1 protein-coding gene (only partly in view) is annotated in these 16,525 nt (G+C 71.4%); it reads right to left on the bottom strand.

Going from position 1 to position 16,525, the window contains the following annotated elements:
- Nucleotides 1-16,525: the 5' portion of a non-ribosomal peptide synthetase gene (locus FG99_RS24695; RefSeq protein WP_051879223.1), read on the bottom strand. It extends 2,087 nt beyond the left edge of the window; only the first 16,525 of its 18,612 coding nucleotides appear in the window; it begins with the start codon at nucleotides 16,523-16,525; its stop codon lies off the left edge, out of view.

Raw genomic sequence — 16,525 nt, 5'->3', positions numbered from 1 at the left:
CGCCGTCCTCGAGCATCTCCAGCTGCAGGCCGTCCAGCGCCGCCCCGGCCTGCGGGCCCGCCTCGCCCTGGTGGTTGAACAGCACCTGGAACAGCGGGCTGTGGCTCAGGCTGCGCTCCGGCTGCAGCGCCTCCACCAGTTGCTCGAAGGGCAGTTCCTGGTGGGCCTGTGCCTCCAGCATGCGCTGGCGGACCTGGCCCAGCAGCGCCGGGAAGGCCTGGTCGTCGGCGAAGTCGGCGCGCAGCACCAGGGTGTTGATGAAGAAGCCCAGCAGGCCCTCGGTTTCCTGGCGGGTGCGGTTGGCCACCGGCACCCCGACGCGGATTTCCTCCTGGCCGCTGAGGCGATGCAACAAGGCCTGGAAGGCAGCCAGCAGGAGCATGAACAGCGTGCTGTCATGGGCGCTGGCCAGGGCCCGCAGGCGGCTGACCAGCGCCGCCGGCAGCTGCAGCGCCAGGCTGGCGCCGCGCTGGCTGCGCTGGGCCGGCCGCGGCCGGTCGGCGGGCAGTTCCAGCACCGGGTGCTGGCTGCCCAGGCAGGCGCGCCAGTAGGCCAGTTGCCGCTCGCCCTCGCCGCTGTCCATCCACTGCCGCTGCCACTGTGCGTAGTCGGCGTACTGCAGCGGCAACGGCTGCAGCCCCGCCGCCCGCGCATCGCCGCCAGCGGCGTAGAGAGCGCTCAGCTCGGCGACCATGACGCGCATCGACCAGGCGTCGGAGACGATGTGGTGCAGCACCAGCCCCAGGCGGTGCCGGCGGGTGCCCAGGCGCACCAGGTCGATGCGCAGCAGCGGCCCCTGCTCCAGGTCGAAGGGCTGTGCCCGGGCCGCCGCGAAGATGGCCATGGCGCGGCCCTCGCGCTCGCCCTCGGGCAGCTCGCCGAGGTCGTGGAAGGCCAACTCCGGCGCCTGGCTGTCGAGGATGCGCTGGCGCACCTCGCCGTCCTGCCGGACGAAGCGCGTGCGCAAGCTCTCATGGCGCTGCACCAGGGCGGAAAAGGCCCGGCCCAGGCGTGCCACGTCCAGCTCGCCGCGCAGTTCCAGGGCCAGCGGCATGTTGTAGGCGCAGCCTTGCGGGTCGAGTTCCCAGAGGAACCACTGGCGCTGCTGCGCGTAGGACAGCGGCAGGTCGCCGCTGCGCGGCAGGGCCTGCAGCGGCGGTGCCTGGTCGGCCCCGGCGCGGGCCGCCAGGGCGGCGAAGGCGGCCAGGACCGGCTGTTCGAACAGGCTGCGCAGCGGCAGCTCCAGGCCCAGTTCGCGGCGTACCCGCGAGACCACCTGGGTCGCCAGCAGCGAATGCCCGCCGAGTTCGAAGAAGTGGTCGTCCAGGCCCACCTCCGGCAGTTGCAGCAGCTGCGCCCATATCGCCGCCAGGGCCCGCTGCAGCGGCGTCATCGGGCGCGCGCCGGCGCCGCCGGCGCGTTCCTGGGCCGGGCGCGGCAGGGCCTTGCGGTCCACCTTGCCATTGGGCGACAGCGGCATGGCGGCCAGCTGCATCAGGTGAGCCGGCACCATGTAGTCGGGCAGCGTTTCGCGCAGCGCCGCCTTCAGCGCCTCTTCATCCAGGGCCTCCGAGCGTCCCGGCGCGGCCACCAGGTAGCCGACCAGTTGCGCGCCAGTGGGGCCTTCCACGGCCATCACCAGGGCTTCGCCGACCTCTTCGCGTTCGAGCAGGCGCGCCTCGATCTCGCCCAGTTCGATGCGGAAGCCACGGATCTTCACCTGGTGGTCCACCCGGCCGAGGTACTCCACTACCCCGTCCTCGCGATAGCGCGCCAGGTCGCCGGTGCGGTACAGCCGGCCGCCCGGCTGGCCGAACGGGTCGGGCACGAAGCGTTCGGCGGTCAGTTCCGCGCGGCCCTGGTAGCCGCGGGCCAGGCCGCTGCCGCCGACGTACAGCTCGCCGACCAGGCCCAGCGGCAGCGGCCGCAGCTGCTCGTCGAGGATGTATGCGCTGCGCTCGCCCACCGGCTGGCCGATGGGCATGTACTGGGCGCTGAAGCCGTCGCCGCGGTAGGCGCGCCAGATCAGCGGGGTGACCACGGTTTCGGTGGGCCCGTAGCCGTTGATGATGCGCTCGGGCGCCAGCACTTGCTGGATACGCTCGAAAGTGTGCCGCGAGGTGCCTTCGCCGCCGACGGTGAAGGAGCGGATCGGCAGTTGGCCGATGCCGTCCTGCTCGACGTGGTCGACCATCTGCTGCAGGTAGCTCGGCGTGAAGCAGGCGATGGTGATGCCGTGCCGGCGGATTTCCTCGACGCTGCGCTCCACGCTCCACGGCTCGTTGTCGCGGGGCATCAGCGCCGAACCGTGGATCAGCGGCACCAGCCAGCGCTCGTGGGCGCCGTCGAAGTTGATCGAGGCGAACTGCAGCTCGCGGTCCTGCGGGGTCATGCCGTAGAGCGCGCCTATGGCCAGGCAGTGCATGGCCAGCGGGCCATGCTCCACCGCCACGCCCTTGGGCCGGCCGGTGGAGCCGGAGGTGTAGATCACGTAGGCCAGGTGCTGCGGCCGGCTGAGGTTCGGCAGATCATCGTCCGGCTCGGCGTCCAGCGCCAGGGTGTCCAGGCTCAGGCTCGGCACGCCCGCGGGCAGCGCCAGGCGCCCCTGCAGGTGCGACTGCGTCAGCAACAGCGCGATGCGGCTTTCCTCGACCATGAAGGCCAGGCGTTCGGCCGGGTAGTCGGGGTCCAGCGGCACGTAGGCGGCGCCCGCCTTGAGGGTGGCCAGCAGGCCGACGACCATTTCCACCGAACGCTGCAGCGAGATGCCTACCAGCGTCTCGGGGCCGGCGCCAAGGCCGCGCAGGTGGTGCGCCAGGCGGTTGGCGCGGGCGTTGAGCTGCGCGTAGCTGAGCTGCAGGTCGCCAAAGATCAGCGCCGTCGCCTGCGGGCGCAGGCGCGCCTGTTCCTCGATCAGTTGGTGCACGCAGCGCTTGTCGGCCACTGGCAGGCAGGGGTTCCAGGTATCCAGCAGCAGCCGGCGCTCGTCGGCGCCGAGCATGTCGAGGCTGGCCAGCCTGGCCTCGGGCGCCGCGACGAAGGCTTCCAGCAGTTGCGCCAGGTGCCCCGCGATGGCCGCCACCCGCGCCGCGCCGAACAGCCGGCGCTGGTAGCGGAACTCCAGGCGCAGCTCGCCTTCGAGCAGGGCCGCGATGCTCAGCGGGTAGTGGGTCTGGTCGAAGGCCTGCACGTTCTCGGCCCGCAGGCCGCCGGGCAGGCCGCGCTGCAGGGTCTCGGCCACCGGGTAGTTCTCGAACACCAGCAGGGTGTCGAACAGCGCCTCGCCGCCGTGCCCGCTCCAGCGCTGGATGTCGTACAGCGGGGTGTGTTCCCACTCGCGGGCGGCGCTGGCCGCGTCCTGCACCTGGGCCACCCAGTCGGCGACGCTGCACTGCGGCGCCGGGCTGGCGATCAGGGGCACGGTGTTGATGAACAGCCCCAGTTGCTGTTCGATGCCGGCAAGCTCGCCGGGCCGGCCGGACACGGTGGCGCCGAAGGCCACGCAGTCCTGCCCGGTGTAGCGTTGCAGCAACAGCAGCCAGGCCGCCTGCAGCACGCTGTTGAGCGTCACCCGCTGCTGCCGGGCGAAGCCGTTCAGGGCCTGGACCAGCGCCTGGGGCAGGCGCAGCACGTGGTCGCCGTGCCCCTCCTCGCCTGCCGGCGCCTCGGCGCCCAGCACGCTGGCCAGGCGCGTGGGCACCTGCAGCGGCGCCAGGCGCTGCCGCCAGAAGGCCTCGGCCGCCGCCGCGTCGCGCTCGCCCAGCCAGCGGATGTAGTCGCGGTAGGCGCCGATGGCGGGCTGCGGCGACTCGCCGGCATAGGCCTGCAGCACCTCGCCGAGCAGGCGCGCGGTGCTCCAGCCGTCGAGCAGGATGTGGTGATGGGTGAACAGGCAGTGGTAGTGCTCCGCGCCCAGGCGCACCAGGTGCAGGCGCAGCAGCGGTGCCTCGTCTAGGGCGAAGCCGCGTTGCAGCTGCGCCTGCGCCAGGGCTTGCAGCGCCGCCGGGGCATCGGCGCGCTCGCGCCAGTCGAGCATTTCCAAGGGCAGTTCCGCGGCCGCGGGTATGGCCTGCAGCGGCTGGTCGTCGACGAAGACGAAGGCCGCGCGCAGGTTCGGGTGCAGGTCCAGCGCGCGCTGCCAGGCGCTTGCCAGGCGTTGCGGGTCGACGCCGTGCAGGTCCATGCGCAGCTGGTTTACGTAGGCCGTCTGGTCCGTCTCGTACAGACTGTGGAACAGCATGCCCTGCTGCATCGGCGACAGCGGGTAGAGGTCTTCGACTGTCGCCAGCGCCGCCGGCAGCGCATCCAGCTGCGCCTGGGCCAGCCCGGCCAGGGGGACGTCCGAGGGCGTGAGGGTGCGTTGCCGGGGTTGCAGGCAATGCTCCACCAGCGCGGCCAGTTCGCGTTCGTAGTCCTCGGCCAGGCGCTGGAGGGTCGTTTGCGCGAACTGCTCACGGCTGAAGCTCCAGTCCAGGCTGAACTCGCCGTCGTAGACCCGGCCGTTGAGGCTCAGCCAGTTGTCCAGCGGCGCGTCGGCGTCCACCTCGGCGCCGGCGCGCTCGGCGGCGGGCCGTAGCAGCGCCGCCTCGTCGAACTGGGCGTCGAACTGGCCCAGGTAGTTGAAGGTCACCCGCGCCTGGGGCAGCGCGGCCAGGGCCGCGGCGCTCTGCGGATCGGCCAGGTAGCGCAGCAGGCCATGGCCCAGCCCCTTGTTCGGCACGCCGCGCAGTTGCTCCTTGATCGCCTTCAGCGACTCGCCGAGGTCCTCGGCGGGTTCCAGGCGCACCGGGAACAGGCTGGTGAACCAGCCCACGCTGCGGCTCAGGTCGAGGTCGTCGAACAACGCCTCGCGGCCGTGGCCTTCCAACTGCACCAGGCTGGCGCGCCGGCCGGTCCAGCGCCACAGCACGCGCGCCAGGGCGGTCAGCAGCAGGTCGTTGACCTGGGTGCGGTAGGTGGCCGGGGCCTGCTTCAGCAGCGCCTCGGTCAGCGGCCGCGACAGGCGGCTCTGCACGTGGGCGGCGTGGCGCTGGCTGAGGCTGCCGGCGGGGTTGTCGCAAGGCAGGTCGGCCTCGATGCCGCCGAGGCTGTCCTGCCAGTACTGCCGCTCGGCCTGCAGCGCCGGGCCGCGGGCGTATTCCGCCAGGCGCCCGGCCCAGGCCTTGAAGGCGCTGGTCTTGGCCGGCAATTGCGGTGCCAGGCCGGCGAGGCGCTGTTCGTAGGCGCGCTGCAGGTCGTCCAGCAGGATGCGCCAGGACACCCCGTCCACCACCAGGTGGTGGATGGCCAGCAGCAGGCGCTGGCTGCCGTCGGCCAGTCTCACCAAGAGCGCGCGGATCAGCGGCCCGCGAGCCAGGTCCAGGCTGCGCTGGGCGTCGTCGCACAGGGCCTCTACGACCTCGCTGTTCTCGGCCTCGGCTTGCCACAGCAGAGGTTCGCCGGTGACTCCGGCGTGTTCGGCACGCCACTGGCCATCGACCTCGGTGAAGCGCAGGCGCAGGGCGTCGTGGTGCTCGACCAGGGCCTGCAGGGCCGCTTCCAGCGCCTGGGCATCCAGCGCCTGGCGCGGCTGCAGCAGCAGAGACTGGTTCCAGTGCTGGCGGTTGGGAATGGCCTGTTCGAAGAACAGCCGCTGGAACGGCAGCAGCGGCGTCTCGCCGGTCACCGGCCCCTGGTCCGCCTGGGCCGCGGCGCCACTGCGGGCGACTCGGGCCAGGGCCTGCACCGTCTGGTGCTGGAACAGTTCCTTCGGAGTGAAGTGGATGCCCGCCGCGCGGGCACGGCTGACCGCCTGGATGGAGACGATGGAATCGCCGCCCAGGGCGAAGAAGTTGTCGGTGGCGCCCACGTCGTCGAGCTTCAGCAGCTCGGCCCAGATGGCGGCGATGCGCCGTTCCATCTCGTTCTGTGGCGCGACGCGTTCCTGCTGCGGGTCCTGTTGCGGCTTGGGTAGCGCCTTGCGGTCGAGCTTTCCGTTGGGGCTCAGGGGCATGTTTTCCAGCGCCAGCCACTGGGTCGGCACCATGTATTCCGGGAGGCTGGCGGCCAGGTGCGCAGACAAGGATTCGCGCCACAGGGGCATCTCCTCGGTCAGCACCACGTAGCCCACCAGTTGCTTGCCATCCACGGCCAGCACCGCCGCTTTGCGCACCGATTCGTGCTCCAGCAGGCGCGCCTCGATCTCGCCCAGTTCGATACGCAGGCCGCGCAGCTTCACCTGGTGATCGATACGCCCGGCGTACTCGATCACGCCGTCGGCGCGGTAGCGGGCCAGGTCGCCGGTGCGGTACATGCGTGCACCAGCTACGAAGGGGCTGGCGACGAAGCGTTCGGCAGTCAGGGACGGGCGCTGGTGGTAGCCGCGAGCCAGGCCTTCCCCGGCCAGGTACAGTTCGCCCAGGACGCCTACCGGAACAGGTTCCAGGCTGTCGTCGAGGATGTAGCAACCCAGGTTGGCGATAGGCTGGCCGATTGGAACGGCGTCCTTGCCTTCCTCCACGCAAGTCCAGTGGGTGACGTCGATGGCCGCTTCGGTCGGGCCGTAGAGGTTGTACAGGCCGGACTGCGGCAGCTTGGCGAAGACCTGCTGCTGGGCATCCACCGGCAGCGCTTCGCCGCTGCAGATGATGCGTTTCAGGCTGGCGCAGGACGGTACGTTTTCATCCTGCAGGAAGGCCTGCAGCATCGAGGGCACGAAGTGCAGCGTGGTGACGCCTTCGCGGTTGATCAGCTCCACCAGCTTCGCCGGGTCGCGGTGATCGCCCGGTGCTGCGACCACCAGACGAGCGCCGGTCATCAGCGGCCAGAAGAACTCCCAGACCGAGACGTCGAAGCTGAAGGGCGTTTTCTGCAATACCGTGTCGCCGGCGTTGAGACCATAGGCCTCCTGCATCCAGCACAAGCGGTTGGTCAGCGCGCGATGGCGGTTGCCCGCGCCTTTCGGCTTGCCGGTGGAGCCGGAGGTGTAGATCACGTAGGCGAGGTTCTCGCCGTCCAGAACCACATCGGGGTTGGTGTCGCTGTAGCCTTCCAGCCAGTCGCCATCCTGATCCAGATCGATACGCTGCACGCCCTCGGCCAGCGGCAGGTCGAGGTGCGACTGGCTCAGCAGCAGCTTCACGCCGCTGTCTTCCAGCATGTAGGCCAGGCGCTCGGCGGGGTATTCCGGGTCCAGCGGCACATAGGCGCCACCGGCTTTCAGGATGGCCATCAGGCCGACGACCATCTCGATGGAGCGCTCCACCGCGATGCCGACCAGGCTATCCGGCCCCACACCCCGCTCGATCAGCGCGTGGGCCAGGCGGTTAGCACGCGCATTCAGCTCGGCATAGCTCAAGCGCTGCTCACGGAAGGCCAACGCCGGTGCATCCGGATGACGCTCGGCCTGCTCCTCGAACAGCTGGTGCACGCCCCGCTGCAGCGGGTATTCAGCAGCCGTGGCATTCCAGCGCTCGACGATCAGCTCACGCTCGCCAGCCTCCAGCATCGGCAGTTCGCCGACCGTGCGCTGCGGGTCGTCGATCATCGCCCGCAGCAGGTTCTGCCAGTGCCGCGCCATGCGCTCGATGCTGGCCGCCTCGAACAGGTCGGTGGCGTAGGTCAGCGCCGCCCCGAGGCCGGCCGGGCTTTCCCAGGTGTCGAGGGCCAGGTCGAACTGCGCCGTGGCGCCTTCCCAGGGGAAGCTGCCGATGCGCAGGCCTTCGACTTCCGCGCCCTGGCGCTCGTCGCTCTGGTGGTTGTACAGCACCTGGAACAGCGGGCTGTGGCTGAGGCTGCGTTCGGGCTGCAGGGCGTCCACCAGTTGCTCGAACGGCAGGTCCTGGTGCGCCTGGGCGCCCAGGGCAGCCTCGCGCACCTGGCCGAGCAGGCCGCGGACGTCCCGGCGGCCGTCGATCTCGCTGCGCAGCACCTGGGTGTTGACGAAGAAGCCGATCAGCCGCTCGGTCCCGGCATGGTTGCGGTTGGCGATGGGCACGCCGACGCGGATGTCTGACTGGCCGCTGTAGCGCTGCAGCAGCACCTGGAAGGACGCCAACAGCAGCATGAACGGCGTGACGCCTTCGCGGCGCGCGCAAGCCTGCAGCGCCTCGCCCAGTTCGCCGGGCAGCGCCAGTTCCAGGCGCCGGCCGCGGCCGCTGGCCTGGGCCGGGCGCGGGTGGTCGGCCGGCAATTCCAGCAGCGGCTGTTCGGCGCCCAGGCGCTGGCGCCAGTAGGCCAGCTGCCGCTCGCCTTCGCCGCCGTCCAGCCAGGCGCGCTGCCAGGCCGCGTAGTCGGCGTAGTGCAGCGCCAGCGGCGCCAGGCCCGGCTGCTCGCCGCGGCGCAAGGCGGCGTAGGCCTGCAGCAGCTCGTCGACCATGACCTGCATCGACCAGCCATCGGAAACGATATGGTGCAGAACGACCACCAGTACGGCCTCGTCCCCGCCGCGATCCAGCAGGCACACCCGCAGCAGCGGGCCGCTGGCCAGGTCGAAGGGCTGGCGGATGGTTTCCGCCACCCGCTGGCGCAGGGCGTCGTCGTCCAGGCCGGCGCAGTCGCGGCTCGCAATGGGCAGCGGCAGTGCCGGCGAGACCCGCTGCACGGCGCGGCCCTCCACGGCCTCGAAGCGGGTGCGCAGGCTCTCGTGGCGCTGCACCAGCCAGTCGAAGGCCCCTTGCAGCGCCTCCCGGTCCAGCGCGCCGCGAATGTGCAGCACGCTGGGCAGGTGGTAGGCGGCGCTGTCCGGCTCCAGTTGCCAGAGGAACCACATACGCTGCTGGGCGTGGGACAGCGGCAGCTCGCCGTCCCTGGGCAGCGGCCGCAGGCTCGGCGCGGCCTGCGCCTCCAGGCGCTGCAGGGCGGCGCAGAAGGCGGCCAGTGTCGGCTGCTCGAACAGGTTGCGCAGCGGCACCTCCAGCCCCAGTTCCTGGCGCAGGCGCGAGATCACCCGGTTGGCGCTGAGGGAATGGCCGCCCAGCTCGAAGAAGTGCTCGTCGCGGGTGATGCCCTCGACGCCCAGCAGTTCCGCCCAGATGCCCGCCACGCGCTGCTCCAGGGCGCCCTGCGGCGCTTCGCCGGCAGTGCGGCCGGCCGCCAGGTCCGGCCTGGGCAGGGCCTGGCGGTCGAGCTTGCCGTTGGCGTTCAGCGGCAGGCCGGCGAGCACCTGCCAGGCTGTCGGCAGCATGTGCGCCGGCAGGCGCTGCGCCGCCCACTGGCGCACCTCGGCCAGCCAGGCGTCGCCCGCCTCGCCGGCGGCCACCAGGTAGGCCGCCAGTTGCGGCCCGCTGGCGGCGTCCAGCGCCAGCACGGCCGCCTCGGCCACCCGCGGGTGGGCCAGCAGGCAGCTCTCGATTTCACCGACCTCGATGCGGAAGCCGCGGATCTTCACCTGCTGGTCGATGCGCCCGAGGTATTCGATCTGCCCGTCGGCGCGGTAGCGCGCCAGGTCGCCGGTGCGGTACAGGCGGGCGCCGTCGCAGGCGAAGGGGTCGGCGACGAAGCGTTCGGCCGTTTGCCCGGCCCGCCCGAGGTAGCCGCGCGCCAGGCACTCGCCGCCGATGTACAGCTCGCCGACCATGCCCGCCGCGCAAGGTTGCAGGGCGGCGTCGAGGATGCATGCGCGGCGCGCGCCCAGGGCCCGGCCGATGGCCGGGCTCGCCGCCAGCGGCAGTTGGCAGCGCCAGGCCAGGGGCGTGACCACCGCCTCGGTGGGGCCGTAGGCGTTGTACCACTGCCGCGCCCGCAGCGCGCCCTGCTCCGGCAGGCTCGCGTCCCAGGCCTCGCCGCCGAGGATGCAGGCGCGCACGGCGATGCTGCGACCGCTGCGCAGCAGCTCCTGGGACTGTTGTTGCAGGTAGGCCGGGGGCAGGTCGAGTACGCTCACCCCGTGGCGCTCCACCTCATCGGCCAGGCGCTGGGCGCTCCACTGCCCGGCCGCGCCGAGCAGCACCCTGGCGCCCGCCAGCAGCGGCATGAAGAGCTGCTCGGCGGCGGCATCGAAGCTGATGGAGGCAAACTGCAGCACGCAGTCTGCCGGCTCCATCTCGTAGGCCCGGGCCGCCGCCAGGCAGTGCCCGGCCAGCGCCGCCTGGCTCACCGCCACGCCCTTGGGCCGGCCGGTGGAGCCGGAGGTGTAGATCACATAGGCCAGTTGCCCGCCGTTCACCGGCGGCAGCGCCCCGGCCGGGGCCTGGGCCTGCCAGCCGGCATCGTCCAGGGCCAGGCGCTCTATGCCTTCCAGCTGCGCCAGGCGGGCCGCCGCGGCGGCGTCGTGCAGCAGCCAGGCCGCGCGGCTGTCGCGCAGCATGTAGGCCAGGCGTTCGGCCGGGTAGTCCGGGTCCAGAGGCAGGTAGCCGGCGCCAGCCTTGAGGATGCCCAGCAGGCCCGCCACCAGCGCGAAGGAGCGCTCGGCGGCGATCGCCACCAGGCTCTCGGCGCCCACGCCGCGGGCGCGCAGGCCCCGGGCGATGGCCTCGGCGCGGGCCGCAAGCTCGGCGTAGGTCAGTTGCGCATCGCCCTGGACCAATGCCACGGCATCGGGCGTCGCGGCAGCCTGGCGGTCGAACAGCGCGGCCATGCCCTCCCCCGGCAGCCCTTGCAGCGGCTGCTGCCAGTCGGCCAACGCCGCGCGACGCTGGCCGACGTCCAGCAAGGCCAGTTCGCCCAGGCGCTGCTGCGGCGCCTCGGCCATCTGCAGCAGCACCCGGCGCAGCTGTTGCTCCAGGCTGGCGATCGCAACGGCGTCGAAGGCGCTGCGGGCGTAGACGAACTGCAGCGCCAGGCGCTCGCCCAGGGTGACGCCGAGGGTCAGCGGGTAGTTGGTCTGCTCGTGGTTGGCCGCCATGCGCAGGCTCAGGCCAGCGGGCGCGCGGTCCAGGGCCTGCTCCACCGGGAAGTTCTCGAACACCAGGATGCTGTCGAACAGCGCCTCGCCGCCCTGCCCGGCCCAGCGCTGGACGTCGTACAGCGGTGTGTGCTCGAACTCGCGCAAGGCCAGGTTCGCCGCCTGCAACCCCTGCAGGTAGTCCGCCACGCTCTGGTGCGGCTGCGGCGTGGCGATCACCGGCAGGGTGTTGATGAACAGGCCGACCTGCCCTTCGATGCCCCGCAGCTCGGCGGGACGGCCGGCGACGGTGGCGCCGAAGGCCACCGTCGACTGGCCGGCGTGGCGTTGCAGCAGCACCGACCAGGCAGCCTGCACCAGGGTGTTGAGGGTGACGCGCTGGGCCTGGGCGAAGGCCGTCAGGCGCTGTGTCGTGGCGGCATCCAGTTCGTGCAGGTGCTCGCCCTGGCCAGAGTCCTGGGCATGCTCCCGGTTGCCCAGGCGGGTGGGCGCCGGCAGCGCGGCCAGCTGTTCGCGCCAGAAGGCCTCGGCGGCGCCGAGGTCGCGCTGCTGCAGCCAGGCGATGTAGTCGCGGTAGCGCCCCGGCGCCACCTCGGGCGCCTGGCCGGCATAGCGCTGCAGCACTTCGGCGAGGAGCCGGGCGTTGCTCCAGCCGTCCATGAGGATGTGGTGGTAGGTGTAGACCAGGTGCAGGCCGCCGTCGGCCAGGGGCACCAGCAGCAGGCGCTGCAGGGGCGCGCGGGCCAGGTCGAAGCCGGCGGCGCGCTCGGCCTCGGCCAGGGCCTGCGGGTCGCTGCCGGCCGGCGCCAGGCGCAGGTCCAGTTCCACGTGGCCGAGCACGGCCTGCAGCGGCTGGACCCAGCCGTCGGCCCAGAGGAAGGCGCTGCGCAGGCTGTCGTGGGCATCCAGCGCGGCCTGCCAGGCGGCGCGGAAACGCGCCAGGTCCAGCCCGCCGATATCCATGCGCAGCTGGTTCACGTAGTCGCCGGCCTGGCCGTGCAGGCTGTGGAACAGCATGCCCTGCTGCATGGGCGACAGCGGGTAGAGGTCCTGTACGGCGGCCAGGTCCAGCGGCAGCGCGTCCAGTTGCGCCTGGTCCAGGCCGGCCAGGGGGAAGTCCGAGGGCGTCGCCCCGGCGTGGCGCGGGTCGCGGCAGTGGTCGATGAGCGCTTGCAGCTCGCGCGCGTAGTCGTCCACCAGGCGCTGCACGCTGGCCGCTGCGAACATCTCCTGGCTGAACGCCCAGCTCAGGTTCAGCTCGCCGCCGTAGACCTGGCCTTCGATGCTCAGCCAGTTGGCCAGCGGCGCGCGGGGGTCCTGGGCCTGGCCGGCGCTTTCCGCAGCCGGCACCAGCAGCGCGCTTTCGTCGAACTGGCGGTCGAACTGGCCCAGGTAGTTGAAGGTGATGCGCGGCTGCGGCAGCGCCGCCAGGGCCTGGGCACTTTCGGCGCCGGCCAGGTAGCGCAGCAGGCCGTAGCCGACGCCCTTGTCCGGCACGCCGCGCAGCTGTTCCTTGACCGCCTTGATCGAGGCGCCGAGTTCGGCGGCCGGGGCCAGGCGCAGCGGGAACAGGCTGGTGAACCAGCCGACGCTGCGGCTCAGGTCCAGCCCGCCGCCCAGGTCCTCGCGGCCGTGGCCTTCCAGTTGCACCAGCACGCTGGCCTCGCCGCTCCAGCGGCAGATCACCCGGGCCAGGGCGGTCAGCAGCAGGTCGTTGACCTGGGTGCGGTAGGCCGCCGGGGCTTCCTGCAGCAATTGGCGGGTGCGTTCGGCGTCGAGGGTCAGGGTGAGTTTGCGTTCGTGACGGTTCTCCAGCGCGCCTTGCGGGTTGTCGCATGGCAGGGTGCGCGGGGCGTCGGCCAGTTGCGCCTGCCAGTAGGCCAGCTCGCCTTGGCGTTGTCGGGCCTGTTCCTGCAATTGGCGGGTCCAGGCCTGGTAGGCGCTGCTGCGCGGCGGCAGCTCGGCGTCCGGCTGTGCGTACAGGTGCTGCAGGTCTTCCAGCAGGATGCGCCAGGACACGCCATCCACCACCAGGTGGTGGATCACCAGCAGCAGGCGCTGGCTGCCGTCGGCCAGGTCCACCAGCAACGCGCGCAGCAGCGGACCCTGTTGCAGGTCCAGGCTGCGCTGGGCTTCTTCGCAGAGTGCGGTAAGCACCTCGGGCGATGTGGCCCGGCGGCGCCACAGCGGGCTTTCGGCCTGTTCGGCGTAAGCCTGGTGCCACACGCCGTCTTCTTCACGGAAACGCAGGCGCAGGGCGTCGTGGTGCGCCAGCAGGCGCAGCAGCGCCCGCTCCAGGCGTTCGCCATCCAGCGGCTGGCGGGCTTGCAGCAGCAGCGACTGGTTCCAGTGCTGGCGCTCGGGGATGGCCTGCTCGAAGAACCAGTGCTGCACCGGCGCCAGCGCCGCCTCGCCCTGGGCGGGGCCCTGCTCCACCGCGGCGGCCGCCAGCGGCTGGGCGACCTGGGCCAGGCCGCGCACGCTCTGGTGCTGGAACAGGTCGCGCGGGCTCAGCTGCAGCCCGGCCTGGCGCGCCCGGCTGACCACCTGGATGGCGATGATGGAATCGCCGCCCAGGGCGAAGAAGTTGTCGTCCAGGCCGACCTGGGGGGTGCCCAGCAGGTCCTGCCAGATGGCCGCCAGGCGCCGCTCCACCTCGTTGCGCGGTGCCACGTAGTCGGTCTGGGCCACGGTCGCATCGGGCTTGGGCAGTGCCTTGCGGTCGAGCTTGCCGTTGGGGCTCAGGGGCATGCCCTCCAGGGCCAGCCACTGCGCCGGGACCATGTATTCCGGCAGGCTGGCGGCCAGATGCGCGGCCAGGATTTCGCGCCAGTCGTCCTGCTCGGCATCGAGCACGACGTAGCCGACCAGTTGCTTGCCATCCACGGCCAGCACCGCCGCTTCGCGCACCGATTCGTGCTCCAGCAGCCGCGCCTCGATCTCGCCCAGTTCGATGCGCAGGCCACGCAGCTTCACCTGGTGGTCGATGCGCCCGGCGTACTCGATCACCCCGTCGGCACGGTAGCGGGCCAGGTCGCCGGTGCGGTACATGCGCTCGCCGGCCACGAAGGGGCTGGCGACGAAGCGTTCGGCGGTCAGCGCCGGGCGCTGGTGGTAGCCGCGGGCCAGGCCTTCGCCGGCCAGGTAGAGTTCGCCCAGGACGCCTACCGGCACGGGTTCCAGATTGCCGTCGAGGATATGGCAGCCCAGGTTGGCGATGGGCTGGCCGATCGGGACGGCGTCCTTGCCCTCCTCCACGCAGGTCCAGTGGGTGACGTCGATGGCCGCTTCGGTTGGGCCGTAGAGGTTGTACAGGCCGGCCTGCGGCAGCTTGGCGAAGACCTGCTGCTGTGCATCCACCGGCAGCGCTTCACCGCTGCAGATGATGCGTTTCAGGCTGGAGCAACTGGTGACTGCGGCGTCCTGCAGGAAGGCCTGCAGCATCGAAGGCACGAAGTGCAGCGTGGTGACGCCTTCACGGTTGATCAGCTCCACCAGCTTCGCCGGGTCGCGGTGATCGCCCGGCGCCGCGACGACCAGGCGAGCGCCGGTCATCAGCGGCCAGAAGAACTCCCAGACCGAGACGTCGAAGCTGAACGGCGTCTTCTGCAATACCGTGTCGCCGGCGTTGAGACCATAGGCCTCCTGCATCCAGCACAGCCGGTTGGTCAGCGCGCGATGGCGGTTGCCCGCGCCTTTCGGCTTGCCGGTGGAACCGGAGGTGTAGATCACGTAGGCGAGGTTCTCACCGTCCAGAACCACATCGGGGTTGGTGTCGCTGTAGCCTTCCAGCCAGTCGCCGTCCTGATCCAGATCGATACGCTGCACGCCCTCGGCCAGCGGCAGGTCGAGGTGCGACTGGCTCAGCAGCAGCTTCACGCCGCTGTCTTCCAGCATGTAGGCCAGGCGCTCGGCGGGGTATTCCGGGTCCAGCGGCACGTAGGCGCCGCCGGCCTTGAGGATCGCCATCAGGCCGACGACCATCTCGATGGAACGCTCCACGGCGATGCCGACCAGGCTATCCGGGCCGACGCCGCGTTCGATCAGCGCATGGGCCAGGCGGTTGGCGCGGGCATTTAGCTCGGCATAGCTCAGGCGTTGTTCGCCAAAGGCCAGCGCCGGCACATCCGGATGGCGCTCGGCCTGTACCTCGAACAGCTGGTGCACGCCGCGTTGCAGCGGGTATTCGGCGGCCGTGGCGTTCCACTGCTGCAGGATCATTTCGCGCTCGCCGACATCCAGCATCGGCAGCTCGCCGACCGCGCGTTGCGGGTCGTCGATCATCGCCCGCAGCAGGTTCTGCCAGTGCCGCGCCATGCGCTCGATGCTGGCTGGCTCGAACAGGTCGGTGGCGTAGGTCAGCGCGGCGTACAAGCGGCCGCCCTTCTCGTAGGTGTCCAGGGAAAGGTCGAACTGGGTGGTGCGGCTCTGCCAGTCCAGGCGGCTCAGGCGCAGGCCGGCCACGTCGTCCAGGGCCTCGATGTCGGCCACCTGCGGCTGGTGGTTGTACATCACCTGGAACAGCGGGCTGTGGCTGAGGCTGCGCTCCACCTGGAAGGCGTCCAGCAGGCGTTCGAACGGCAGGTCCTGGTGGGCCTGGGCGCCCAGTACGCTGTCGCGCACCTGGGCCAGCAGGTCCCGCACCGGCGTCTGCGCATCGAATACCGCGCGCAGCACCTGGGTGTTGACGAACAGGCCGATCAGCCCTTCCACCTCGGCGCGGTTGCGGTTGGCGATGGGCACGCCGACGCGCAGGTCGCCCTCGCCGCTGTAGCGTTGCAGCAGCACGTCGAAGCCGCCCAGCAGCAGCATGAACAGCGTCAGCCCCTGCTGCCGCGCGGCGGCGCGCAGCGCTTCGGCCAGCGCCGGTTCCACGGCGAATTCGTAGCGGGCGCCGCGGTAGCTGGCCTGGGCCGGGCGCGGGTGGTCGGCCGGCAGTTCCAGCACCGGGTGATGCTCGCCAAGCTGCTTGCGCCAGTAGTCCAGCTGGCGTTCCTGCTCGCCGGCCTCCAGCCAGCTACGCTGCCACAGGGCGTAGTCGGCGTACTGCACCGGCAGCGCCGACAGCTGCGCCTCGCGGCCCTCGGCATAGGCGCTGTAGAAGCGGCCGAACTCCTCGATCAGCAGGTTCATCGACCAGCCGTCGGAGACGATGTGGTGCAGCGTCAGCAGCAGCACGTGTTCCTGCTCGCCCAGGCGGATCAGGCGCACCCGCAGCAGCGGGCCGCGGCCCAGGTCGAAGCTCTGCAGCGACTCGCGCTGGGCTTCCTCGCGCACGCGCGCTTCCCGCTCGTCCGCGGCCAGGGCGCTGAAGTCCTCGTAGGCCACCTGCAGCTCGCCGGGCATGGGCGCCAGCAACGGGGTGCCGTCCGCATCCGGGACGAAGACGCTGCGCAGGGTTTCGTGGCGCTCCAGCAGGCTGGCGAAGGCGCGCTCCAGGGCCTGGCGGTCCAGCGCCCCTTGCAGGCGCACGGCGCCGGGCAGGTTGTAGGCGCCGCTGTGCGGGTCCAGCTGCCAGAGCAGCCACATGCGCTGCTGGGCGTAGGAAGGCCGCTTGCGCTCGACGCTCTCCACCCCGGCCGGAATCGGGAACAGCGAGAAGTCGACGCCTTCCGCGGCCAGGCTGTCCAGGAACATCCGGCGTTTTTCCAGGGGCAGCTCTATGAAGCGGCGGGCGAGTTTCAGGGACTGTTCTGCGTTCAT

It is taken from the genome of Pseudomonas sp. AAC (assembly GCF_000725445.1).
GTDB classification, from domain to species: Bacteria; Pseudomonadota; Gammaproteobacteria; order Pseudomonadales; family Pseudomonadaceae; genus Pseudomonas; species Pseudomonas citronellolis.
Note: the sequence above shows the minus strand (reverse complement) of the source record. Positions and strands in the feature narration are given on the sequence as shown.